Origin of the sequence: Gordonia sp. i37 (assembly GCF_002043085.1) — a bacterium.
In the GTDB taxonomy this organism is placed as follows: domain Bacteria; phylum Actinomycetota; class Actinomycetes; order Mycobacteriales; family Mycobacteriaceae; genus Gordonia; species Gordonia polyisoprenivorans.
On the sequence record NZ_MVPX01000341.1, the window covers coordinates 1 to 23,361 of the forward strand.

Below are 23,361 nucleotides of genomic sequence, written 5' to 3' on the forward strand. Positions count from 1 at the left end.
CTCTGGGGTGGCCTGTCCCATGTGCCGCGTCAGGTCGAGATCGACGCCGCGGCGTCGGCCCGCGCCGCCGCAGGCCCGGATCCGGAGTCGGCCGCCGACGACATGGAGCAGTCGGCCGGTTGAGACGAAAGAACGCACCGAGCCGACCTGCTCGATGCGTTCTTCTCGGGTTGTGCGCGGTAACCGGTCAGGAACCGAAGCCGACCCGTCGGTTCTCCGCGGCGCCGACCTCGACGTAGGCGATTTTGGCAGCCGGCACGAGGTAGCGCGCACCGCGATCGTCGGTGAGCGAGAGCAGCGGCTCCTTGCCGGTCAGCACGGCCTCGACGGCCGCGAACGCCTTGTCACTCTCCAGCGGAGACTGGATCGACAGTTCGCGAGGGCTGTCGGTGATACCGATCTTCACTTCAATGGTCATGGCCACCCTTCTGTGTGGAAACCTCGTGCGTCCACGCCGGCGGAGGAGACGCCGAGTGCCTGCCGCACAAGGCTAGTCCAGCGATCGCGGTGACCCACACCGGCTCCGCTCATAGCGAAAAGCGCCGATCTCCACCTTCGAACCCGAGCCCGATCAGCCCAACCCCATGTCGGACATCCGCTCGGCGTGCCGAGCGGTGATCGAGTCGAAGAAGTCGGCGACACCGTTGAGTGAGGTGGCCCCGGAGAACAGCAGGTCGGTCACGCCCTCCTCGGCCGCGAGCACCCACTGGGCGTGCGTGACGGCCTCACCGAGCAGGCGTCGGCCCCACAGGGTCAACGGCGAACGCAGCGCCGGATCGGCGGCGATCGCCGCCTTGACCTGCTCCCGCGCGAACTGGGAGTTCCCGGTCTCGGCCATCACCTGGGCGACCACCTGCTGGGCGACCGGCGGCATCATCTCGGAGAGCTCGGTGTAGAAGTCGGCGGCCAGCCCGTCGCCGACATAGGCCTTCACCAGGGCCTCGAGCCAGGTCCGTGGGGTGGTTGCGCGGTGGTACTGGTCGAACACGGCGCGATAACGCTCGACCGACTCGGCGGGATCGAGTCCGCGGCGCGACACCTGCTCGGCAAGCAGTTCGAAGTGCGCGATCTCCGAGGCCGCCATCCGCGCGATGGCGATCCCGCTGGGAATGTCGGGGGCCATCGAGGATTCGTCGATCAGCCGGTAGAACGCGGCGTACTCGCCGGCGAGGAGCACCGCGAAGAGCTTGCCGACGGCCCTGTCCTCCTCGTCGTCGGGGGTTGCCGGGAGGGGTTCGGGCGAGGCGGTGGGCGACGACATGCCCCGATGGTAACGGTCGCGCGTGCAGGCGGCCGGTGAGCACCACGTACACTTGTGGACGGTGTGGTCGGCGAACGCCGGTCGTCCATGCACGTGGAGGCAGCCTTCCGGCGCCCTGCGCGCGTGCGACGCCGAGGGGTTCTCACACTCGGAGCCCGTCGGAATTCACCGACTCCTCGCAGACCACCCGGACATTGCGCGCGCACTGCCGAGCCCACCCGCTCGCCCGACGCGACCATGGCGGTCGCGCGGCGAACGCGAACCACCGGGGAGTTCCGAGAACCACTCGACCCGGTGCCACTCGCAGGATTCGTGGAGCCTTTCGTGCGCGCTCGAGCGACACACGAAAGGCACACGCACCACCCATGAGCACTCCCGAACTCCAGACCGACGAGGTCCAGACGACCATCGTCGACGAAGAGCACACCTCGCCGACCTTCGCCGACCTCGGCGTGGACGAGCACATCGTGTCGGCACTCGCCGACGACGGCAAGACCCGCACCTTCGCCATCCAGGAACTGACGTTGCCGCTCGCCCTCGGCGGCAGCGATCTGATCGGTCAGGCCCGCACCGGCATGGGCAAGACCCTCGGTTTCGGCGTTCCGCTGCTCCATCGCCTCGTCCACCCCGAGCAGTCGGGTGTGCGACCCCTGGACAACACCCCGCGCGCGCTGGTGATCGTGCCGACCCGCGAGTTGTGCCTGCAGGTGACCGGCGATCTGGAGGTGGCCGCCAAGAAACTCGTCGTCACCCTGCCGAGCCCTGATCCGGTCGAGGGCGACGACGCGCCCGCCGCGAAGCCACGGCGTCGGCCGCTGAAGATCACCTCGATCTACGGCGGACGCCCGTACGAGTCGCAGATCGCGGATCTACGTGCCGGCGTCGACGTGGTCGTCGGCACCCCGGGTCGTCTGCTCGACCTCGCCCAGCAGGGTCACCTCATTCTCGGCAAGGTCGCGGTACTGGTACTCGACGAGGCCGACGAGATGTTGGATCTTGGCTTCTTGCCCGACATCGAACGCATCATGGCCACGCTGCCCGACCAGAAGCAGACCATGTTGTTCTCGGCGACGATGCCGGGGCCGATCGTGACCCTCGCGCGCACGTTCCTCAAGCAGCCCACCCACATCCGCGCCGAGCACGCCAACGACTCCGCCGTCCACGAGCGGACCACCCAGTACGTCTACCGGGCGCACGCACTCGACAAGGCCGAACTCGTCGCACGCATCCTGCAGGCGGAGGGTCGCGGGGCGACCATGATCTTCACGCGCACCAAGCGGACCGCGCAGAAGGTCGCCGACGACCTCGCCGAGCGCGGGTTCTCCGTCGGCGCGGTCCACGGTGACCTCGGCCAGGTGGCCCGCGAGAAGGCACTGAAGAAGTTCCGCACCGGTGAGATCGACGTGCTCGTCGCCACCGACGTCGCCGCGCGCGGCATCGACATCGACGATGTCACCCACGTCATCAACTATCAGTGCCCCGAGGACGACAAGACCTACGTGCACCGCATCGGCCGGACCGGTCGCGCCGGACGCACCGGGATCGCGGTCACCCTCGTCGACTGGGACGAACTGCACCGGTGGGAGCTGATCAACGCCGCCCTACAACTCGGTGTGCCCGAACCGGCCGAGACCTACTCGACCTCCGAGCACCTGCGCGACGAACTGTCCATCCCGGAGTCGGCGACCGGACGGATCACCGCTCCCCGACGCAGCTCGGCCGACGGCGAGGGCGAACGCACCGAGCGACGCGAGCGCCGGGAGCGACCCACCCGCAGTTCCCGCACGCGCCGCCGGACCCGCGGCGGTCAGGCGGTCGACGCGGACGGCGAGCAGAACACGATTGCCGATGCCGCGACGACGGCCGACACCGACGAGCGCCCGGCCGACAGCAAGGGTTCGGCCAACGCGGAGTCGGCCAACGACGCCGGCGACGCTCCCCGCAAGCGCCGGCGCCGCCGTGGCGGCGCCCGACGTCGTGGTGGGCAGAACGCGCCGGCCACCTCGGACACCGGCGCCTCGGAGTAAAGTCCACCGGACCTGCCGACGCGCAGCCGCGACGAGGAGTATTCGAGATCAGCACGTCGACCCCATCCCGGAAGCCGCCTGCGCGTCGGGTACGCCCGGAGCGACGCACCCGCGTCGACCTCCTGGTGAGCCTGTTCATCGTCGTCGTGCTCGTGGTGGCGGGGGCGATCGTCTGGTGGATCAGTCCCGCCCGGACCACCGACAGCGTCACGGCGAGTACAACTCCCCCGGCGATCACACCGGCCACCGGCGTGCCCGAAGCCTTCGCCTCACGGTGGTCTGCCGAGTCCGCGGCCACCGACGTACCGGCGCTCACGGCGTCGACGATCGTCACCGCCGACGGCGGGACGGTCGCCGGTCACGACCCCACCACCGGCCGGGTCCTGTGGCGATACTCGCGTGACTCCGCACTCTGTACCGCTGCGGCCGCATGGCCCAGCAGCGTCAACGAGGTCCTTGCGGTGTACCGCAATTCGCGCGGCTGCTCGGAGGTGACCGCGCTCGACGGGTCCACCGGTGCCCGCAAGAGCGCCCGCACCAGCGATGCCGACGACACCCTGCACCTGATCACCGACTCCGGCTACGTCCTGGCACAGGGGCCCGGCCGTCTGGAGACGTGGGGATCGAACATGGTGCGCGGCATCGAATACGGACGCGTGACCGCACCGGTCAAACCCGGCGTGCAGCCCGGCCGCACCGACTGCCACCTGTATTCGTCGGCGATCTCGGGCGATCGGGTCGCGGTCATCGAACGATGTGCGGGCGATCCCGGATACCGGCTGACGGTGCTCGGTGCGCTACTCGACAGCAACGAACAGGTCACCCAGTACGGATCGTCACTCATCACCGATCGGGCGTCAGCCGACCCACCCGCACTGATCGCGATGAGCACCTCCGGGATCGCGGTCTACGACGGCGGCACCAACGGCAACGGTCCCACGCCTGCCACCCCGAGGATCCGCCTGTTCACCGCCGACGGCGCCGCCGGCGCATCGAGTGAGGTCAAGGGGTCACCGCAACCCCCGGTCGACAGCGTCGCCACGTTCTCGTCGGGGCTGATCACCTACTACACCGGCCAGGCCACCGTCGTCTTGGACGCGCAGTCGCTGCGCCCGCGCTATCAGATCCCGGCGGCCCTCGGTCCCGGTGAGGTGATGGCCGGTCAGTTGTTGCTGCCGAGTCCGTCGGGGATCACCGTCCGCGATCCCGCCGACGGCGCTGACATCCGCACCATCACCCTGCCGCGGCGCTCTCCGGCCGACGGCACGACGGTGATCCTGCGTGTTCTCGGCGATCTCGTCGTCGAGCAGCGCGGAGCCCAGCTGGAGGTCTTCGGGCCGCAGGCGTGACGCCCGGACCCCGGCGCGGAACGACGGATCAGGCGAGGTCGGCGGTACGCACGTCCCCGCCGCCGTCCCAGTACTTCCAGAGATTCTCGGCGAGCTCGCGATATGCGGTGGCGCCCTTGTTCTTTCGGCCCCGCATCACCGATGCACCGGACGCCGACGCCTCGGCGAAACGCACCGTGCGCGGGATCGGCGGATCGAGGACGGGAAGGCCGTAGCGGTCGGAGACATCCGAGAGCACGTCACGACTGTGGGTGGTGCGCGCGTCGTAGAGGGTCGCCACCGCGCCCAGCATCGTCAGCCCCGGGTTGGTGATCTGCTGGACCTCGGTGACGGTGCGCATCAGTTGACCGACGCCCCGGTGCGCGAGCGTCTCGCACTGCAGGGGCACGATCACCTCGTCGGCGGCAGTGAGCCCGTTGAGGGTCAGCACACCCAGCGACGGCGGGCAATCTATCAGGATCACGTCGAAATCCTCGGCGACCTCCGCGAGCGCCCGTTTCAACGCGTACTCCCGGCCAGGCCGCATCAGCAACAGTGCCTCCGCCCCGGCGAGATCGATCGTCGCGGGCAGCAGGGTGACGTTGTCCTCCGTGTCGAGCAGGACGTCAGCGATCTCCTCGTCGCCGAGCAGCACGTCGTGCACCGACGACTGCACCTGATCCGGATCGTGACCGAGCGAAAACGTAAGGCACCCTTGCGGATCCAGATCCACAACGAGAACCGACGAGTCCAGGTCCGCCAGCGCCGCCCCCAACGACGCGACCGTCGTGGTCTTGGCCACCCCACCCTTTTGGTTCGCAACCGCAAGCAAGCGCGTCATGGGTCCACTGTAAGGCTTTACCCAGGCAAATACTGTGCGCCGACCCGTACCCCACCGCGACGCCCAACCGTGGGCCACTGCGATGCGAGGGGCCGCTGCGATGCGCAGCTACTGATTGCGCCCTCGTTGACGTCGCGTCGTGCGCTCGGCCCGCCGTGCGGGTGCGGGCGTCGGCTCGTCGATCTCCAGATCGCCGGCCAGCCAGCGGATCGACGCCGGCGTGAACAAGCCCACCAGTGTGATGAGTGCGAGGACGGCCAGCGGGACGGCGAACCACGGTTGGTGACTGGTGAACAGGTAATACGACACCGGTAGCAGCAGGATCTGCGCGACCAGCGAGATCGCGCGTCCCCACCGGCGGCCGACGAGTAGCGCCACCCCGCCGGCCAGCACCCCACCGAAGATTATGGCGAGCCACAACGCGGTACCGATGCCGTTGAACGCGTCGTGCCGGTCCTCGGTCAGACCGCGCACCACGAGGACGACGGCGATGACCAGGGCCACCACGCCCTCGAGGGTCGTCAGCGCTCCCGCCACCCGAATGGCGGTCGGCGGCCCATCGGTGTCCGCCGGATCGCGATGGGACACCGACGCGTCCGACTCGCCCGGTTCGGTGACTCGCGGCTGGTCATCGCCGGATCGCCGGCCGCGCTGCCCACCCCCCGGCTCACTGCGTTTGCTCACCTTTCCAGGGTAAGCGGACCGGCCGCGGGGCTCACAGCGCCCGCCCGGCCGACCACGTCGGGCATCGACCCCATATCCTCGGGTGTCGTGCGCGTCATGCTCATCGTCAATCCGTTCGCCACCGCGACCAGCCCCGCGGGCCGCGACGCTCTCGTCAACACCCTGAGCGCGCACTTCCCGGTCGACGTCGAGCACACCACCCATCGCGGACACGCAGGTGAACTCGGTGCGCGAGCGGTGGCCGAGAATTACGACGCGGTGATAGTGCACGGTGGCGACGGGTCGGTCAACGAGACGGTCAACGGACTGCTCGGACCCCCCACACACACCCCGCCGGCCCACCTGCCCGCCCTGGCCGTGATCCCCGGTGGCAGCGCCAATGTATTCTCACGCACACTCGGTATCGATCCCGATCCGTTGCAGGCGACCCGTCAGATCATCGATCTGCTCGACCGTGACAGTCACCGGCGAATCGGCCTGGGCCACTCCGCCGATCGATGGTTCCTGTTCAACGCGGGTATGGGGATGGACGCGATCATCGTGCACGCGATGGAGGACAAGCGGCACGCGGGCAAGCCCGCCACCCCCGGTCGCTACCTCTGGACGACCATCGCCAGCTTCCTTCGAAATGCCGGTGGCACAGCCAGTTTCACGGTCACCGCAGCGGGTCACGACCCGAGGACCGGCGTGCGGTTCGCCTTCGTCTCCAACACCAGCCCGTGGACCTACCTCGGCCGGCGTGAGATCCGGATCAATCCGAGCACCGGCTTCGACACCCGGCTCGGCGTCTTCGCCGCGACGTCGACCGGCGTGCTGCGCAATCTGCCGCTGGCAACGCGTCTACTCACGCAACGCAATCCCAAGGCGCATCACCTCTTCCGCGACGACGACGTGGCGTGGGTCACGTTCGCAGCCACCGAACCGGTGGATGTGCAGATGGACGGCGACTACATCGGGGCCTACACGGACATCCGATTCGATCATCGACGTGACGCGCTCGACGTGGTCGCACCCGTGCCGTCCCCGACGACCTGACGCAACATCCCCGTCACCGTGTCAACACCTGGCCGCAGCACGGCGAGGAGCCTTGACAGCGCGACCCAACCCCTGTGACATGGAGCGTTGTCACGGTCGCCCGGTGGTGCACGTCACCCGGTGGTGTGACGAAGCGGACGATCGAGAACAAGCCGACCTGGGAAAACGCGTGACGCGGCGCGGGATCGAAGCGTAGGATAGATCATCGGAGTTCGAGCTGACGCACGGACCCCCTGCCACCGGGGGTCAGCCGAAGTGATATTGCGACAACAGTGATATTGCCCACGTGTTAACGGAACACCATTGACTTCGGCTGGATTCGTGAAAGTATTCACAAGCAACAGCGCGGAAACAATCGGTGCCTCCGCGTGAACGATCGGTTACAGCCAACACGAACCAACCAACGGTTATCGAGTGGTGCCCCGAGCACCTGAAGGAGAAGGAATGGACTGGCGTCACAAGGCAATCTGTCGCGACGAGGATCCGGAGCTGTTCTTCCCGGTGGGAACCAGCGGTCCGGCCATCGCCCAGGTCGCTGATGCGAAGCTCGTCTGCGCGCGGTGCCCGGTCACCGCCGAGTGCCTGTCGTGGGCTCTGGAATCGGGCCAGGACGCAGGCGTCTGGGGCGGCATGAGCGAGGACGAGCGTCGTGCACTCAAGCGGCGCACCGCACGCACCCGTACCCGCAGCAGCGTCTAACGAGCAGCGAACACGGCCGCCACTGTCCGGCGGCCCACAAGAGACCCGGCCTCGGCCGGGTTTTTTGTTGCCGCCTCCCGGCGAACCGCAGATCTCAGCGCGGGTCCCGACGCAGCGGCACCACCAGGACGACCTCGGCCCCCGGACCGTCGGGATTGGCCCCGGCGCGCACCTCACCGCCGAGTTCGATCGAGACCAGGGTCTGCACGATCCGCAGCCCCAGGCGTTCCGAGGCCGCGAGGTCGAACCCGTCGGGTAGCCCCGAACCGTTGTCGCGCACCGCAATCCGGAGCCGACGCACGTCTCGGTCGGCCCGGATGTCGATGCGCGCATCGGTGCGCGACGGAGCGAATCCGTGCTCGATCGCGTTCTGCACGAGTTCGGTGAGAACCATCACCAGCGGCATCGCGAGATCCGAGGCGAGCACGCCGAGCCGGTCGCGACGGCGCACCATCACCGGCTGCTCCCCCGAGGCGACGTCGACGAGGGTGGGCACGAGGCGATCGACGGCCTCGTCGAGGTCGACCTCTTCATCGACGCTGCCGGAGAGCAATTCGTGGACGAGCGCAATGGACGCCACACGTCGTACCGCCTCGGTGAGTGCGGTGCGTGCCTCGTCGTTGGTGGTGCGCCGCGCCTGCAGGCGCAGCAGCGCCGACACCGACTGCAGGTTGTTCTTGACGCGGTGGTGGATCTCCCGGATCGTCGCGTCCTTGCTGATGAGGGCGAGGTCGCGCCGTTTGACCTCGGTGACGTCGCGGATCAGGACCACCGCCCCGGAGCTGACCCCACGCGGGCGCAGCGCGACAGCACGAATGAGCACGGTGGCACTGCGGGCGTCGGCCTCCATCCGCATCCCGATGTCGCGGTAGGGGCCCGCGGGCGGATCGCTGATCCCACAGGCGGCGTCGATCATCACCGCGGCATCCTGCGACTCGAACGGATCGGTCAGCAGTGTCGCGGTCACCTCCGAGAGCCGGGCGCCACTGAGGTCGGAGGTCCAACCCATGCGATGAAACGCCGACAACGCGTTGGGACTGGAGTAGACGACCATGCCGCGGGCGTCGATCCGCACGAAACCGTCGCCGGCACGCGGGGTCGACAGTCCCTGCGGATTGCCCTCGTACTGCGGGAATGTGCCGTCGGCGACCATCTGGCACAGGTCATTGGCCGAATCCTGGTACGCCAGTTCAAGCGGTGAGGGCAGCCGCGGATGGGTCAGATCGACCGCACGGGTCAGCACCCCGACGATCCGCTCGTCTCCGGCCGGGTCGACGAAACGCACCGGCACCGTCTCGCGCCGGATGGCCATCGCCCCGAGCCACGTCGGGTCCTCGTCCCGCAGGATTCGGCCCTCGGCGAAGGCCCGGGCCACCTGCGGATGCACCGCCGGGTCGACCACGGTGCCGACCTCGTCACTCGGAAAGACCGTCGAGGCGGTGTTGGGCCGGCATTGGGCAACGTTGACGATCTCGCCGGTGTCGGTGCGCACCGACAGGACGAAGTCGGCGAACGACAGATCGGCGAGCAGTTGCCATTCGGCGACGAGCCGCTGCAGATGGCCGGCGGCGCTGTCGGAAAGGGTGGTGTGCTCGGCGAGCAGATCGACCAGGGTGGACATCGGCGATCGGGTCTCAGTACACCGGCACCGGGCCGGTCACGCTCGTTCGTAGACGGCGATGACGTCGCCGGCCTGGATGACGTCGCCCACAGCGACCTTGATCTCGGCGAGGGTGCCCGCGTCCTCGGCGAGCACCGGGATCTCCATCTTCATCGACTCCAGAAGCACCAGGGTGTCGCCGACCTCGACGTGCTGACCCGCCTGGACCAGCACCTCCATCACGCTCGCCACGATCTCTGCCACGACGTCCTCAGCCATGCCCATGAATCTAGGGCATGGGCGACCTCCGGGCAGAAAGCGCCCGAGACCGGAGAGGCCACGACACGAAAAAGCCCGGGCGGGAGCCGATCGTGTCGATCGGCGATCACCGCGCCGGGCGTTTCGCGTTCGCGCTCAGGCGTTGGGACGCTTGCCGTGGTTGGCTGCGTTCTTCTTCCGTGCGCGCTTCTTGCGTCCGCGCTTACCCATGACGGGCCTCCTTCATCCAGATGTGCTCAGCGATTGTCCCACGTGCGGCATCCGATTCGACAATCGCCCATCCGGATCGCCCTGCTCGGGAGACCTAGTCCCCGGTCGAGTAGCGCGTCTCGGTGACGATGACGGACTTGCGGATCTCGATCCGCAGCCGGTCCCGCAGACCCGCCGGTGCCCGCTCGCCACCGCATTTGCGGTTGATGAGCGCTTTGAGTTCGCTCTCGATGCCGTAGTGCGCGAGACACGACGGGCAGTTGTCGAGGTGTCCCTTGAGTCGGGCGCGCGCGTCCGGATCGCATTCGTTGTCGAGCAGCAACCAGACGTCGGCGATCACCGCCGAGCAATCCAGGGAGCTGAATTCCGGGTCGTCGTCGGCCGGTACCTGTGGTTGCTCACTCATCGGGCCACCTCGCTCGTCGTCGCCGAGCGGTTGAATCCGCGCTCCCGGGCGACGTCGGCCAGCAACTCACGAAGTTGGCGGCGTCCGCGGTGCAGGCGGGACATGACCGTTCCGATCGGTGTGTCCATGATCTCGGCGATCTCCTTGTACGGAAGTCCCTCGACGTCGGCGTAATACACCGCCATCCGGAAGTCCTCGGGCAACGCCTGCAGCGCCGCCTTGATCTCGTCGTCGGGGAGGGCGTCGAGGGCCTCGATCTCCGCCGACCGCAGGCCCGTCGACGTGTGCTCGGCGTTCGCAGCCAACTGCCAGTCGGTGATCTCGTCGGTCGGGTATTGCGCGGGCTGCCGCTGCTTCTTGCGGTAGCCGTTGATGTAGGTGTTGGTCAGAATCCGGTACAGCCAGGCCTTGAGGTTGGTGCCCTCGCGGAACGACGCGAATGCGGAGAACGCCTTCACATAGGTCTCCTGCACGAGATCCTCGGCGTCGGCGGGGTTGCGCGTCATCCGCAGGGCGGCGCCGTACATCTGATCGAGCAGCGGCAATGCGTCGCGTTCGAAGCGCTCGGTGAGGTCCTGCGCGGACTCGCCCGGGTCCGCTCGCCGCGGGGCCGCCGAACCGGGTCCGTCGGACGCTCCGGTCGTGGGGCTCGATCCTTCTGAGGGGCTCGACGCTTCTGGACCGGCCTCCGGGGAGCTCTCGCGGCCGTCTGAATCGGGTTCGGTCACTGCGATCCCTTCGGTGGTGACGCCGGTGGACACCGTTGCCGGTGGCCCGATGATGTCGATCAAGTCTACCGATCCGGGGTCGGCCACCGGTGTCCGAGGTTCACTCGATCGGCGTCGGTCGAGCAGCATGTCCGCGCTCACCTACCCACCTGCCCTTCTGCGCTGTCGAACTGCCGACACCGTCGTGTCGGGCGCGGGTTATGGCGCGCCCGCATACCCGAATCATGTGTCCGGCTCGTTCGTCTGTTGGGGCGAGCGCCGTATCGACCATCTCGTTGATGGCGTTGCGTCCGCCCCGGCCACTGCACTCAACAGGACCGACACCACAATTGTTCCGGCGGCATCGCCCACCCCGGTGTGCGGTGATGCCGTCGGCGGGCTATCCAGACGTGCGAGAGGACCGCCGGCGTCGGGTCACGCCGGTCCGCGATCGGCCGATCCGTCACCGGCCACCGGCGGCACCTCCGTCACGTCCACCGGCTCGGTCCAGGCGTTGCGGAACTCGGCGGGTGTCATGCGGTACTGCGCCCGAAACCGGTTGCGAAGTGTTGACACAGAGCCGAATCCGCATGCCGCGGCAACCATGTCCAGGCTCGGGTGCACCCGACGGAGCAGGAGTTCGCGGGCACGCACGAGCCGTCGCTCGGTGATCATCGTCGCGGGGGTCTCCTCGCTGTCGGCGAAGTGCCGATACAGCTGACGACGGCTCATGTGCAGCGACCGGGCTATGGTCTCCGCGCAGAACTCGGGATCCTGGAAGTACTGCTCGACGAGCGCGCGTGTCGCCGCCCTGACGCTTTTCGAGTCGCCGCCGAGCTCCGAGTCGGACCGACCCTGCGTCAGCAAAGCCCGGACGAGGTCGATCGCGGCGAGCTCGGATCCGGGGTCGGTATCGGCGCCACCGGCTGCGATGTCGCACGCGAAGGTACGGAGGAACGCGGCCGCCGCCCGCGCCAGTGGCGTATCGGACTGCACCGGAGACATCGGCCGATGCGCCGGACCCGATTCGTTGCCGAGCAGACGTACCGGAACCGCGACCCCGGCGATGTCGGAGATCCGCTGCGAGGTGCGCGAGTAGGGCTGATCGTTGTCGAAGATCAGCACGCTGTCGCGCGAATCGTCGGTGACGGACCGGTCCCCCTGGAGAAAGCGACCGCCGTCGGGCACGGTCGTGGTGACCACGAGGTAGGGCGAGGGGTGGTCGCCGATGAGCTCCGCCGACCGCGACACGGTGCACGGGGTCCGCAAGATCACGAAGGCGTGCAGGTCGGTCAGCGGGCGCCAGAAGACGATCTCGTCGAAGTCCTCGGCGACATCGGCGGCGACGTGTATGCCCGGGGTCCGGTTGACCAGTCCCTCGCGCCCGGAGCTGCGGACATAGCTGATCGGATTGTTGCCCACCGGGTTGTCGGCCCCGATGCGTCGACGCCACGCCTGAACCAGATCCGTCGGTAGACCCCGCCGGCGGATCTGGTGGCTCACGTGATCACCGAACTCGCTATCGGGGCCCTCGCGCTCGCCACGCCGGCAGCACGATCAGCGAGGCGACGAAGAAGCAGACCGCTCCCACGAAAGTGCCGGTGTTGGCGAGCACGTCGTCGACGGTGGCGCCGTTGGGCGTGATGTAGGCGCCGACCGCCGATACCCCGAAGGCGATGCAGCCCAACAGGTTCACCTGTCCCGCCCACCAATCGACGTCACCTGGATTCCAGATCGGGTTGCTGTGCGAATACGCCACGAGCACGAACACCGCCGACAGGAGGAACGCCACCGAACCGCCCGCATCCGGCGACCAGACCAGATGTTTCTGGGCGGCCAGGGTGTGGGCGGTGACCGCCGAGGTGGTGCTGACGTTGAACAGCACGGTGCCCAGGGATTGCGAGGCGGCGGCGAGCCATTCGGCCCGGACCATCCGACCGGGCGCATAGTCGACCGCCACGCTGACCGGGCCGCTGTTGATCACCTGGATCAGTCCCGCGGCGGTGAAGAACCACGCGCCGATGAAATAGCAGATGTTGGCGTTGGCGGCGCCCATCCAGATGCCCAGCCACGGTGCGGATCCGAGCGCGAACAGCGCCGAGCCGATCATGAAACCCCAACACTGTTTGGTCAGGGTCGGGACCAGTATCGCCTGCATGGCGCTCGGAGTCGCTGCGGCCGAAACACTCTCGGACGTGGAGCTCATCAGTGATGGAAGTGGGAGCCGGTTCCCTCGCGTGGCATCGGCGACTCCAGCTGATCGAGGAACGCGACCTCACTCTCCAGATCGGTCAGCAACGCCGTCGCCAGATCGTGACTCAACCCCGCACGCACCACGATGCGCTGCAGGGTCCAGTCGGCCAACCCGTCGGCCATCGGATACGCCGGCACCAGCCACCCTTTGAGCCGCAACCGATCCGACAGGTCGTACAGCGACCACTTGTCGGTGTAACCGTCCCTCAGTTTCCACGCGAAGACCGGAATCGTGTCGCCCTTGCTGACCAGCTCGAACGGCCCCAACTCGGCGATCGCCGACGACAGGTACGTGGCCACGTCGATCGATCCCTGCTGGATCAACCGATAACCGTCGCGCCCCAGCCGCAGGAAGTTGTAGTACTGCAACAACACCTGCGCGCCCGGACGTGAGAAGTTCAGTGCCAGCGTCGGCATGTCGCCACCGAGGTAGCTGCAGTGGAACACCATGCTCTCCGGCAAGGCCTCGGTGTCACGCCACACGATCCATCCCAGACCCGGATACACCAGCCCGTACTTGTGTCCCGAGGTGTTGATCGACACCACCCGCGAGACCCGGAAATCCCATTCCAGGTCCGGCTGACAGAACGGCGCCACCATCGCACCCGACGCACCGTCGACGTGGATCTTGACGTCGAGCCCGGTGTTCTTCTCGATCTCGTCGAGCTTTGCCGAGATCTGTTGTACCGGTTCGTACAAGCCGTTGTAGGTCACGCCCAGGATCGCGACGACCCCGATGGTGTTCTCGTCGACGTACTTCTCCAATTCGTGCCCGTCGAACACGAAGTGCTCCTGCGAGACCGGCACCCAGCGGGGCTCGACCTCGAAATAGTTGAGGAATTTCTCCCAGCACACCTGCACCGCCGTCGACAACACCAGATTCGGCTTCTCGATCGACTTCCCCTCCGCCTTGCGCCGGGCCTGCCAGTGACGCTTGAGCGCGAGCCCGCCGAGCATCGCCGCCTCCGACGACCCGATTGTCGAGGTCCCGATGGACTTGTCGACATCCGGCACGTGCCAGAGATCGGCGATGATCTTCCAACACCGATCCTCGATCGCCGCGGTCTGCGGGTACTCGTCCTTGTCGATCATGTTCTTGTCGTAGGTTTCCGCATAGAGCCTGCGGGCCTCGTCATCCATCCACGTCGAGACGAACGTCGCCAGATTCAACCGCGCGTTCCCGTCGAGCATCGCCTCGTCGTGAACGATCTGATAGGCCGTCTCGGGCAGACTCATGCCCTCGGGGATGGCGAACTTCGGATACTCGGTGGCCTCACCGGGACGCACGAACACCGGGTTCACCGTCAACGAATCGTTGAGATTGGTGGTGGCGCGGGCATTGGTGTGCTTTCGCGTGGTCATGACTGATGTCCTTCCGACTGACGAGATGGGCGGTGGTGAGTGCACGAATGATGGGGGTCGGGGTCGTCGCCTCGTGAGGACTACACCTCCACCGGCGGATACAGCCGGTCCATGGTGTACTGCCTGTTGCGGCGCGCGGCCAGGGTCGAGACCGCCAGGAAGACCGCGGTCAGCACGAGTATGACCGCTAGGGACCCCCAGAATCTGTAGTCAACGTTCTCGGCGACGGTGAGTTGCCTCAGGCCCGTCACCGTGTAGGTCATGGGATCGACCCAGTGGATGTACTGGAAGGGTTTGGTCGTGGTCGGCACCGGATAGATGCCACCCGCCGAGGTGAGCATGACCATGAGGAAGGCCAGCGTCACCACTCTGCCGACCGCGAGCCCGAACAACGCGTTGAACATCTGGATCATCGCGAGGAACATCGCGACCATCAGCAGCATGAACCCGAAGGTCGCCCACGGGTGCGACGGTCGCAGTCCCACCGCGAACACCACCACCAGGTAGAGGATGGCGGCTTGCAGGAATCCGACGAAGAACGTCGGGGCATACGACGCGAGCACCACCCGAAACGAGTTGAGCCCCTGGGCGATCGGCCGGGCCTGCAGGGGTTTGAACAGCATCCAGGCGATGATGCTGCCGACGAACAACGCCAGGCCGAAGAAGAACGGTGTGAATCCCGTTCCGAAGGTCGACGCCTCGTTGAGGGTGGTCTCCTTCAACGCGACCGGCTGACCGAGCGTCTTCGCGAGTGCATCCTTCTGTGCCTGCGACCACTGGGGTACGGCCTTGATGCCCTCGTCGACGCCGGTCGCCAACTGTTGGGTACCTGCGGTGAGTTGTGTTGTGCCAGAGGCGAGTTGGTTGGCCCCGTCGGACAGTTGCACCAGGCCGCTGCTCAATTGGTCGGCACCCGAGCTCAGCTCACCCGCCGCCGACCTCGCCGCCTGGATGTCGCTGGCGAGTGTTCCACTCTGCAGCAGGCCCATCACGGCGCGCAGCGGGCTGTTGGGGTCGGACAGTTGTGCCGAGAGAAGGTTGGCATCGCCGCGGACCTGGGTGAGCTGATTGCTCGCCGTGGGCCCGAGGCCCTGATTCCCGAGAAAGTCCTGCACCGGCGCCAATGAACCGGCCAGTGCACGGACATTGGGGTCGAGGCTGGTGCGGAGTTGACCGATGACCGCGCCGAGCGCGTTGTAGGCCTGCGACTGGGTCTGTGCGGCCGCGTTCAGCTGGGTGGTCACCGCACCGGTATTGGCCGCGAGCCGGGTCGCGGTGGCACTCAGCTCGGCCGGACTGAGCCCGGAACTTCCGTTGAGCGCGTTGAGGATCGGCGTGGTCGCCGAGTCGACGGCACTGTTCAGCTCACCGAGGCCGGCGGCCAGCTGTCCCGCGCCGTCCTTGGCGGTGACGAGATTGGTCGAGAGTTCGTGCGCCCCGGTGTTCGCCTGTTTCATCCCGGTGTTGAGCTGGTTCACCCCCGATTGCACCTGCGCGAGCTTGGGCATGAGTTTGGTGACGTCCTGCAAAACGATGTCGAAGGTCTGGGCGCCGACCTGGGCGCCCACCTGGTTCACCACCTGTTCGGCGGCGTCCTGCCCCATCACCGTCGCCAGATAGTTGGTGGCGTCGTTGTAGGTGAAGACGAGCTGCGCCGAACGCGCATTGCCGCTCGCGGGCGACGAGACGGCCTCGCTGAAGTCCTCGGGCAAGGTGATCGAGAAGTAATACTTGCCGCCGGCCACCCCGTCGGCCGCTTCCTGCGCCGAAACCTCGTGCAGGTCGAGCTGTTTGGAGTCGACGAGCCCCTGCACCACCTGGTCACCGGCCTTGAGTGGTTGACCTTGCACGGTGGCGCCCTGGTCGGAATTGACCAGGGCGACCGGGATCTTGTTGACCGCGTCGAACGGATTCCAGAACGCCCACAGGTACAGCGCCCCATACATCAGCGGCATCAGGATGATGACGATGAGGGCGAGCCGAGGCATCCGCCCCCGGTAGTAACGCTTGAAATCGCTGCCAGGCGAGAAAGCGGCGAGCATCCTCTAGATCCGATCTTCTTGGTCGAGCTTGACGAATTCGTGGTCGGTGAGGTTGTGCACCTCGATGACATCGCGGAATCCCAGGTCCGAGAAGCCGCCGTTGACGTCGGCGGTGACGACGGTCTGGTGCCGGCCCAGGTCGATCAGCCGCTGCAGCAGCATGTGGGAACTGTTGACCCGATTGAGTCGGTCGACTCCCCCCACCACCAGCAACTCCGGCCTGGCGACGTTGGCCACGGCGATGCGGAACAGCGCCGCGGTCAACTCGGGCAGTTCCTCGACGTAGGCGTCCATCGTCGGTAGCGCGTACGGGCCGAAGACCGGCCGACAGATCCTCTCGAGATCGTCGGCGTCGGCTTGCGGCACCCACTTGTACCAGGGCGCATGCCACCGGATGGTCTCGGTGAGGACGTCGTGGACCCGGATCGTCTGCTCGATGTCGTCGACCTCGTCGATATCGGCGATCGCCGCCCGGGCGAACAGGTGCTGGGCCTTGTTGGTGCGTCCGAAGGCCGTGAGATGACCGGAGGACGGCTTCATCCGGCCGGCCAGCGTCAGCATCAGCGCCGTGCGGCCTCGACCGCCCGAACCGACCAGCACGGTGACGCCGCCCCGCCGAACGGTCAGGGTGGTGGGTCCGTAGATGTGGCCCCATGATGCCCGGACCCCGATGTCCTCGGCGATCAGCAGCGCTTCACCGGCCTCGGACGGGTCTGTCCGTGTGCCGGTCCCGGCGACGGGGATCTGTTCGGTCGGTGCTCCGTCGGCATCGTTGTCGTCCGGTCCGAAGTCGGCTCTCGCCTCTGTCACGGCTACCTTTCTCCCGTGCCCACACGCACGTTGTTGTCCGTGGCGGCCCGCTTTGTTCGCTGACCGAAGAATCCACCATCTCGACACTTCGCACGAATTCTCTGCACGCGGCCGTGAAACCAACGGCGTCATCTAATCTCAGCGTTCGTCGATTCGCCAACAAACTTCCACTTCGCATCCGAGCGACAATCGTCTCGCGAGCAGCCCATCGATTCATCCGTTCGGACCAACGCGGCACCCGGTACCGCGCTCGCGACCTCGCGAGATGCGGCTCTGCCGGGCTCGGGGCGAGCACTTTATCATCGGTATCGCCGCATTGTGGAGAAATCTTGGTGAATGCCACCTCGGCCCGCGCCGATCATCGGTGTCGGCGGTGCACGAATTGTGACACAGATTTGTTGCCCATCTGTCCCGAATCCGATGTCTCGACCTCCGCTAGGGTGACGACGACAAGATCGGCTATCAGTCAGCATGATTCGGCGTCACCGGGGTGATCGGAGTCGGCCCACGAGCGCCGCGGGCACCACATTCGAGGTGCGACATGGACCGATTTGGGACATGATGCCGACGAATCTGCGACAGTTCTCGGCATAACCCGAAGAATCGAGCCGGACACGACGTGGCGACCTATCGGTACCGGGATAATCGGAGTCCGGGGTCGCGCACTTTTCACGGTCGCCCGAAAAGAATTCACCCCTGCAGCAGGACCACCACGCGTGCACCAGGCGCACGCCTTCGAGAAAGCGGACCCAACAATGTGCACTCGCGTGATCTGGCCGGATGCCAACGGCTCGGTTGTCGTCGGTCGTAACATGGATTTCCACAAAGACCTCATGACGAACCTGTGGAAGCAACCCCGGGGAGTGCAGCGCGACGACGGGGTCAAGGGAGAACTCACCTGGACCTCGAAATACGGCAGCGTCATCGCCACCGCATTCGACATCATCTCCGTCGACGGACTCAACGAGGCGGGCCTCGGCGGACACGTCCTGTGGCTGGCCGAGTCGACCTACGGACAACTCGACGAGTCCCGCCCGGCGTTGAGTCAGGCGATCTGGCTGCAGTACTTCCTCGACAATTTCGCCACCGTCGCCGAGGCGGTCGCGTGGATCGAAGAGACGTCGGTGCAGGTCATCCAGATGCCCGATCCGACCGGTGGCAATCCGCCCACCATCCACCTCGCGCTGGACGACGCCACGGGCGACTCGGCGATCATCGAGTACATCGACGGTCGCGCGCAGGTCTATCACAGCGCCGATTACCACGTGATGACCAATTCCCCGACCTACGACCAACAGCTGACGCTGCTGACGCGCTGGGAGGGGCTCGGTGGCGATCAGCCGCTGCCCGGTGACACCGAGGCCGAGCACCGCTTCGCCCGCGCGGCCTACTACGCGAAGCGACTGCCGCAGCCGAGTACCCAGCTCGAATCGATCGCGAGCATGTTCAGCGTGATACGCAATGCCGCCCAGCCGTTCCGGATCCCCGACCCCGGCAAGCCGGATGCGTCGCAGACGATCTGGCAGGTCGTGCTCGACCTGACCAACAAGCGGTACGTGTACGAGTCGACCACCCGACCCAACGTGGTGTGGGTCGACCTCGCCGATCTCGATTTCTCCGAGGGCAGCGGGCAACTCAAGCTCGACCTGCTGAGCAAACTGTCCCTCGAGGGCGGGATCGCGGGCAACGTGGCTTCGGACTTCGCCGACGACGGACCCATGACGTTCCTGTCCTTCGCACTCCTCGAACAACTCGAGAAGGCCCAGGGCGCGAGCGCCGCCAAGTCCTGAGCGCGAGCGCCGCCACGTCCTGAGCGTCCCCCGGCGAGCGACGTCGGCTCGGTGCGATTTGCCGTGACGGTGGCGTACACGACATCGTGGACGCCACCGTACTCATGCAGCGAGAGGACATCGGTGTGGCCGCCACCCCTGCCGTCGCCGCGCTCACCGCGCAGTCGATACCCCATCGCGTGCACCGCTACCGCCACGACCCGCGAACCACCGCCTACGGCGCCGAGGCCGTCGACGTGCTCGGCGCGGCCTTCGGGGTGGCTGCCGAGCAGATCCTCAAGACGTTGGTCATCGAGTTGTCCGGCACCCGTTCGGGTCTCGCGGTGGCCGTAGTGCCCGTGCCGCGCTCGTTGTCGCTGAAGGCAGCGGCCGCCGCGCTCGACGCCGGGCGTGCGGTGATGGCCGACGCCAAGGCGGTCACCCGGAGCACGGGGTATGTCCTCGGCGGGGGCTCCCCCATCGGACAGCGCACCACCCTGCCGACCGTCGTCGACGAGTCGGTTCTGCGGTGGCCACACGTGTGGTGCAGCGCCGGGCGCCGGGGACTCGAGGTGGAGGTGGCCCCCGCGGATCTGATCGCGATCACCTCGGCGGTGACCGCCGACATCTGCGCCGCCGCGAGCTGACGGTCACGCCGCCCGAGCCCTGGCGCACTGCGGTAGACATGACGTCATGTGCGGACGTTATGCGGTGACCACGGACCCGGCGAAACTCGCTGCCGAGATCGACGCGGTGAACGAGGTGCCGGTTCCGCTGGACGCCGCGGCGGGCACACCGGGGTCACCGGGGCCCAACTACAACGTCGCGCCGACCACGACGGTGATGACCGTCGTCAAACGGCACGACCACGATGATCCCGACGACGACCCGCGACTGCGCGTGCGGGCCATGCGGTGGGGGCTCGTCCCGGCGTGGGCCAAGGAGGTCGGCAAGGGACCGCTGCTGTTCAATGCCCGCGCCGAGACCGCCGGGGAGAAGAGTTCGTTCCGGGCGTCGGTGGAGTCGCGACGCTGCCTGGTCCCGATGGACGGTTGGTACGAGTGGAAGAAGGGCCCGCCCGACTCCAAGGGCAAGCCGACCAAGGTGCCGTTCTTCATGTCACCGGTCGACGGAACCCGGTTGTTCATGGCCGGCCTCTGGTCGGTGTGGCACGACCGTACCGACGACGCGGCGCCGCTGCTGAGCTGTTCGATCCTGACGACCGACGCCGTCGGCGATCTGCGCGAGGTCCACGATCGGATGCCGCTGATCATGCCCTACGACAACTGGGACGCGTGGCTCGATCCCGACCACCGTGCGCCGGATACTCTTTTCGCGCCGCCGAGTGCCGACGTCGCGGCCGCGATCGCGATTCGTGAGGTGTCACCGCTGGTGAACCGGGTGGCCAACAATTCCCCGGAGCTCCTGAACCCGGTGTGAGGCCCCACGCCCGGTGGGTCAGTTGTCGGGGACCAGCACCGCCGCGCCGTCGAAACGTCCGGCCTTCAGGTCGGCGAGGGCGGCGTCGGCCCGCGACAGCGGGTAGGTGTGGGTGGTGGCGGTGATCCCGTACTCCTCGACCAGCCGCAGGAATTCGCGACCGTCGCCCCGGGTGTTGGCCGTCACCGAGCGGATCTCCTTCTCGTAGAACAGCTCTCGCTCGTAGTTGAGAGCCGGGATGTCGCTGAGGTGGATGCCGGCGATGGAGAGCACCCCGCCGCGGTCGAGGGCCCGCATCGCCACCGGCACGAGCTCACCCACCGGGGCGAAGGTGATCGCGGCATCGAGCGGTTCGGGCGGGGCGTCGTAGGCATCGACCGCGGAGACCGCACCCAACGACAGTGCCAGCTCGCGCGCCTGCTCCCCCCGCGTCATCACGTGCACCCGCGCACCCTGCGCGATGGCGATCTGCGCGGCGAGATGCGCGCTGCCACCGAATCCGTAGAGCCCCAACCGACCTCCGGGCGGCAGCGACGCCCGCATCAGCGCGCGATAGCCGATGATGCCGGCACACAGCAGCGGGGCAAGGGTCACATCGTCGACGCCGCCGGGCAGATGATAGGCGAAATCGGCAGGTACGGTGGTGAATTCGGCGTAGCCGCCGTCGACATCCCAGCCTGTGTAGGTCGAGTTCGGGCAGAGGTTCTCCGCGCCGCGCACACAGTAGCCGCAGGTGCCGTCGGTGTGGCGGAGCCAGGCGACGCCCACGCGGTCGCCGACCGCGTATCCCTGTGCGCCGGCGCCGAGTCCGACGACCTCGCCGACCACCTCGTGGCCCGGGGTCACCCCGACCCGGTGGACCGGCAGATCACCTTCGCAGACGTGCAGGTCGGTGCGACACACCCCGCACGCACGCATCCGGACGAGCAGCTCACCGACACCGGGTTCGGGGATCGGCTTGTCGACCGGCTGCAGCGGTCCGGGGCGATCCGAACTGTCGTGGTCCGACCCCGGGTCGATCGGCGCAGGTGTGGTGACGGCCCATGCACGCATGCTCACACAGTAGGCGCCATCCGGTACTCGTAGGCGTCGAGCGGAAATCTGCCCATCTCTCGCAGGGTGGTCAGCGTCGACGTGGGGCGCAGCAGTGCCGCCTCCCCCTGGTGGTTGAAGTAGTAGCTCCGTGAACTCGCGCAGTCGCCGCGGTAGAAGACCGACGAATCGAGCTTGTCGGTGACCTCGTCGAGGAACTGCGCATTCGCCTGCTCGGTGACCTCGAAGGTCGTCGCCCCGCGTCGTTTCAGCTCACCGAAGAGCCGCCCGATGTGGATCATCTGGCCCTCGATGGTGGTGAAGTACGACAACCCGCTGTACGAGTAGGGACTGTTGAGCGACAACAGATTCGGGAACTTCGGCATGGTCAGCCCCTGGTACGCCTGGAATCGGCGGGTCCGCCACCAGAGCCCGAGCTCCACACCGTCGCGCCCGAGAACCGGAAAGGCGGGAAAATTGCTGTCCCACAGATCGAATCCGGTGGCGAGAACGAGGGTGTCGATCTCGGTGCGCCGACCGTCGCCCGCGACGATGGCGTCGGGTTCCAGATGGCCGATCCCATTCGTCTCGAGGGTGACATTGTCGCGGATGAACGACCGGAAGTAGCTGTTGGAGAACGTCGGTCGTTTGCATCCGAAGTCGTAGTCGGGAGTGAGCGCGCGGCGCAACGCCGCGTCGGGCACCTGCGCCCGCAGATGCGCCCGTGCGAGCAGGGCGGCGGCCTTGTTGCCCATCTTGGCCTGGCGGAAGTGCAGCACACCGACCACCATGAGCAGTTCCAGCGCTGCCGTGTTCACCAGGCGCGCCGCGCGCTGCACCGGGGGCACCCGGGCGAACAATTGCTGCACCGGCTTCGGGATCGCCATGTCGACCTTGGGCACCACCCAGATGGGAGTGCGCTGGAAGACCGTCAGGTGGCGTGCGACCCGCGCCGCCTCGGGAATCAATTGCACCGCGGTCGCACCGGTTCCGATCACCGCGATGCGCTTGTCGGTGAGGTCGGCGGAGTCGTCCCAGTCGGCGGTGTGCAGGATCGTGCCCTCGAAGGAGTCGATCCCCGGGAAGTCGGGGATGTGGGGTTGGGAGAGGAAGCCGGTGGCGGTCACCAGATACCGGCACGTGCGCGCCATTCCGTCACCGGTGTGCACCACCCAGAACTGCTGCCGCTCATCCCATTCGGCGGACTCGACGCTCACGCCGAACTCCATGTGCCGCTTGAGATCGTAGGTGTCGGCGACGTGCGTCGCGTAGCGTTTGAGTTCGGGGCCCGGCGCGAACAATCGCGACCAGTAGGGGTTCGGCGCGAACGAGTACGAGTAGGTCACCGAGGCGATGTCGACGGCCAGGCCCGGGTAGTGGTTCACATGCCAGGTGCCACCGAGGTCGTCCTCGCGTTCGAGGATCGCGAGGTCGTCGATGCCGAGACGTCGGAATTCGATGGCCGCCCCGAGCCCACCGAATCCGGCGCCCACGATGATCACCTCGTGATGTGGTCGCATGTGCCCTCCTTCGCGAGGTCACGCGCCCGGGAGGTCACCGCGACCATTACCTGTTA

The 23,361-nt window shown here is 67.1% G+C and carries 22 protein-coding genes; 7 read left to right on the forward strand and 15 right to left on the reverse strand.

All coding sequences use genetic code 11. The annotated features are described in order from the left end of the window. Positions 1-187 precede the first annotated feature (187 nt). A complete protein-coding gene (locus tag B1964_RS16525) occupies positions 188-418 on the reverse strand; it encodes a DUF3107 domain-containing protein (protein ID WP_006368653.1) in 231 nt (76 codons plus the stop codon). Positions 419-571: 153 nt separating this feature from the next. Continuing rightward, positions 572-1,261, reverse strand: a complete 690-nt coding sequence (locus tag B1964_RS16530) for a ferritin-like fold-containing protein (RefSeq protein WP_006368654.1) — start codon at positions 1,259-1,261, stop codon at positions 572-574. A gap of 365 nt (positions 1,262-1,626) precedes the next feature. Between B1964_RS16530 and B1964_RS16535 the strand changes: the two genes are divergently transcribed. Together B1964_RS16535 and B1964_RS16540 are read left to right on the forward strand one after the other, a co-directional pair. Beyond that, entirely contained in the window at positions 1,627-3,288 is a 1,662-nt protein-coding gene (locus B1964_RS16535; RefSeq protein WP_079930550.1) for a DEAD/DEAH box helicase, read from the forward strand. A gap of 125 nt (positions 3,289-3,413) precedes the next feature. Continuing rightward, on the forward strand, positions 3,414-4,637 hold the full coding sequence (locus B1964_RS16540; RefSeq protein ID WP_079930551.1) for a PQQ-binding-like beta-propeller repeat protein: 1,224 nt from the start codon (positions 3,414-3,416) through the stop codon (positions 4,635-4,637). Positions 4,638-4,665: 28 nt separating this feature from the next. On the opposite strand, the gene B1964_RS16545 is transcribed toward B1964_RS16540, so the two are convergent. Continuing rightward, positions 4,666-5,457, reverse strand: a complete 792-nt coding sequence (locus B1964_RS16545; protein ID WP_006368657.1) for an AAA family ATPase — start codon at positions 5,455-5,457, stop codon at positions 4,666-4,668. 108 nt (positions 5,458-5,565) lie between these two features. After that, on the reverse strand, positions 5,566-6,141 hold the full coding sequence (locus B1964_RS16550) for a hypothetical protein (protein ID WP_346348429.1): 576 nt from the start codon (positions 6,139-6,141) through the stop codon (positions 5,566-5,568). 87 nt (positions 6,142-6,228) lie between these two features. On the opposite strand from B1964_RS16550, the gene B1964_RS16555 reads away from it, so the two are divergent. Both B1964_RS16555 and B1964_RS16560 read left to right on the forward strand, forming a co-directional pair. Continuing rightward, complete coding sequence (locus B1964_RS16555; RefSeq protein WP_079930552.1) at positions 6,229-7,176, forward strand: diacylglycerol kinase family protein; 948 nt, start codon at positions 6,229-6,231, stop codon at positions 7,174-7,176. Positions 7,177-7,620: 444 nt separating this feature from the next. Further along, positions 7,621-7,875, forward strand: coding sequence for a WhiB family transcriptional regulator (locus B1964_RS16560; RefSeq protein WP_006330074.1), 255 nt, complete (start codon positions 7,621-7,623; stop codon positions 7,873-7,875). Positions 7,876-7,969: 94 nt separating this feature from the next. On the opposite strand, the gene B1964_RS16565 is transcribed toward B1964_RS16560, so the two are convergent. The 9 genes from B1964_RS16565 to B1964_RS16610 all read right to left on the reverse strand — a co-directional run bounded on the left by B1964_RS16565 (position 7,970) and on the right by B1964_RS16610 (position 17,424). Further along, entirely contained in the window at positions 7,970-9,496 is a 1,527-nt protein-coding gene (locus tag B1964_RS16565; RefSeq protein ID WP_079930553.1) for a sensor histidine kinase, read from the reverse strand. A 36-nt stretch (positions 9,497-9,532) separates the two neighbouring features. Beyond that, the gene (locus tag B1964_RS16570; protein ID WP_020170567.1) at positions 9,533-9,754 is read right to left on the reverse strand and encodes a biotin/lipoyl-binding carrier protein; all 222 of its coding nucleotides are present in this window, start codon (positions 9,752-9,754) and stop codon (positions 9,533-9,535) included. Positions 9,755-10,058: 304 nt separating this feature from the next. Continuing rightward, positions 10,059-10,370 carry a mycothiol system anti-sigma-R factor gene (rsrA, locus tag B1964_RS16575; RefSeq protein ID WP_020170566.1) on the reverse strand — a complete coding sequence of 104 codons (312 nt, stop codon included), beginning with the start codon at positions 10,368-10,370 and terminating at the stop codon, positions 10,059-10,061. After that, positions 10,367-11,104 carry a sigma-70 family RNA polymerase sigma factor gene (locus B1964_RS16580; RefSeq protein ID WP_231386948.1) on the reverse strand — a complete coding sequence of 246 codons (738 nt, stop codon included), beginning with the start codon at positions 11,102-11,104 and terminating at the stop codon, positions 10,367-10,369. The genes rsrA and B1964_RS16580 overlap by 4 nt, the downstream gene beginning before the upstream one ends. Before the next feature lie 408 nt (positions 11,105-11,512). Further along, positions 11,513-12,580, reverse strand: coding sequence for an AraC family transcriptional regulator (locus B1964_RS31085; RefSeq protein ID WP_253194036.1), 1,068 nt, complete (start codon positions 12,578-12,580; stop codon positions 11,513-11,515). Between the two features lie 16 nt (positions 12,581-12,596). After that, positions 12,597-13,283, reverse strand: coding sequence for a hypothetical protein (locus B1964_RS16595; RefSeq protein ID WP_253194037.1), 687 nt, complete (start codon positions 13,281-13,283; stop codon positions 12,597-12,599). Next, the gene (locus B1964_RS16600) at positions 13,283-14,692 is read right to left on the reverse strand and encodes a glutamate decarboxylase (protein ID WP_079930555.1); all 1,410 of its coding nucleotides are present in this window, start codon (positions 14,690-14,692) and stop codon (positions 13,283-13,285) included. The genes B1964_RS16595 and B1964_RS16600 overlap by 1 nt, the downstream gene beginning before the upstream one ends. 80 nt (positions 14,693-14,772) lie before the next feature. Further along, entirely contained in the window at positions 14,773-16,734 is a 1,962-nt protein-coding gene (locus B1964_RS16605) for a YhgE/Pip domain-containing protein (protein WP_079930556.1), read from the reverse strand. 3 nt (positions 16,735-16,737) lie between these two features. Next, complete coding sequence (locus tag B1964_RS16610; protein WP_172398872.1) at positions 16,738-17,424, reverse strand: ATP-binding cassette domain-containing protein; 687 nt, start codon at positions 17,422-17,424, stop codon at positions 16,738-16,740. An 875-nt stretch (positions 17,425-18,299) separates the two neighbouring features. Between B1964_RS16610 and B1964_RS16615 the strand changes: the two genes are divergently transcribed. The 3 genes from B1964_RS16615 to B1964_RS16625 all read left to right on the forward strand — a co-directional run bounded on the left by B1964_RS16615 (position 18,300) and on the right by B1964_RS16625 (position 20,753). Further along, entirely contained in the window at positions 18,300-19,334 is a 1,035-nt protein-coding gene (locus tag B1964_RS16615) for a linear amide C-N hydrolase (RefSeq protein WP_079930557.1), read from the forward strand. A gap of 125 nt (positions 19,335-19,459) precedes the next feature. Next, positions 19,460-19,960, forward strand: a complete 501-nt coding sequence (locus B1964_RS16620; RefSeq protein ID WP_079930578.1) for an aminoacyl-tRNA deacylase — start codon at positions 19,460-19,462, stop codon at positions 19,958-19,960. Positions 19,961-20,006: 46 nt separating this feature from the next. Then, complete coding sequence (locus tag B1964_RS16625) at positions 20,007-20,753, forward strand: SOS response-associated peptidase (RefSeq protein ID WP_079930558.1); 747 nt, start codon at positions 20,007-20,009, stop codon at positions 20,751-20,753. An 18-nt stretch (positions 20,754-20,771) separates the two neighbouring features. On the opposite strand, the gene B1964_RS16630 is transcribed toward B1964_RS16625, so the two are convergent. Continuing rightward, positions 20,772-21,806, reverse strand: a complete 1,035-nt coding sequence (locus B1964_RS16630) for a zinc-binding alcohol dehydrogenase family protein (protein WP_172398869.1) — start codon at positions 21,804-21,806, stop codon at positions 20,772-20,774. 2 nt (positions 21,807-21,808) lie between these two features. Next, complete coding sequence (locus B1964_RS16635) at positions 21,809-23,305, reverse strand: NAD(P)/FAD-dependent oxidoreductase (protein ID WP_079930560.1); 1,497 nt, start codon at positions 23,303-23,305, stop codon at positions 21,809-21,811. Positions 23,306-23,361: the final 56 nt, after the last annotated feature.

Bases quoted from the DNA above. Each gene is read 5' to 3' on its own strand.
- B1964_RS16525 (WP_006368653.1), bottom strand. From the start codon at position 418: ATGACCATTGAAGTGAAGATCGGTATCACCGACAGCCCTCGCGAACTG.
- B1964_RS16545 (WP_006368657.1), bottom strand. From the start codon at position 5,457: ATGACGCGCTTGCTTGCGGTTGCGAACCAAAAGGGTGGGGTGGCCAAG.
- B1964_RS16570 (WP_020170567.1), bottom strand. From the start codon at position 9,754: ATGGCTGAGGACGTCGTGGCAGAGATCGTGGCGAGCGTGATGGAGGTG.
- B1964_RS16560 (WP_006330074.1), top strand. From the start codon at position 7,621: ATGGACTGGCGTCACAAGGCAATCTGTCGCGACGAGGATCCGGAGCTG.
- B1964_RS16605 (WP_079930556.1), bottom strand. From the start codon at position 16,734: ATGCTCGCCGCTTTCTCGCCTGGCAGCGATTTCAAGCGTTACTACCGG.
- B1964_RS16535 (WP_079930550.1), top strand. From the start codon at position 1,627: ATGAGCACTCCCGAACTCCAGACCGACGAGGTCCAGACGACCATCGTC.
- rsrA (WP_020170566.1), bottom strand. From the start codon at position 10,370: ATGAGTGAGCAACCACAGGTACCGGCCGACGACGACCCGGAATTCAGC.
- B1964_RS16565 (WP_079930553.1), bottom strand. From the start codon at position 9,496: ATGTCCACCCTGGTCGATCTGCTCGCCGAGCACACCACCCTTTCCGAC.
- B1964_RS16630 (WP_172398869.1), bottom strand. From the start codon at position 21,806: ATGCGTGCATGGGCCGTCACCACACCTGCGCCGATCGACCCGGGGTCG.
- B1964_RS16625 (WP_079930558.1), top strand. From the start codon at position 20,007: ATGTGCGGACGTTATGCGGTGACCACGGACCCGGCGAAACTCGCTGCC.
- B1964_RS16530 (WP_006368654.1), bottom strand. From the start codon at position 1,261: ATGTCGTCGCCCACCGCCTCGCCCGAACCCCTCCCGGCAACCCCCGAC.
- B1964_RS16615 (WP_079930557.1), top strand. From the start codon at position 18,300: ATGTGCACTCGCGTGATCTGGCCGGATGCCAACGGCTCGGTTGTCGTC.
- B1964_RS16595 (WP_253194037.1), bottom strand. From the start codon at position 13,283: ATGAGCTCCACGTCCGAGAGTGTTTCGGCCGCAGCGACTCCGAGCGCC.
- B1964_RS16600 (WP_079930555.1), bottom strand. From the start codon at position 14,692: ATGACCACGCGAAAGCACACCAATGCCCGCGCCACCACCAATCTCAAC.
- B1964_RS16635 (WP_079930560.1), bottom strand. From the start codon at position 23,305: ATGCGACCACATCACGAGGTGATCATCGTGGGCGCCGGATTCGGTGGG.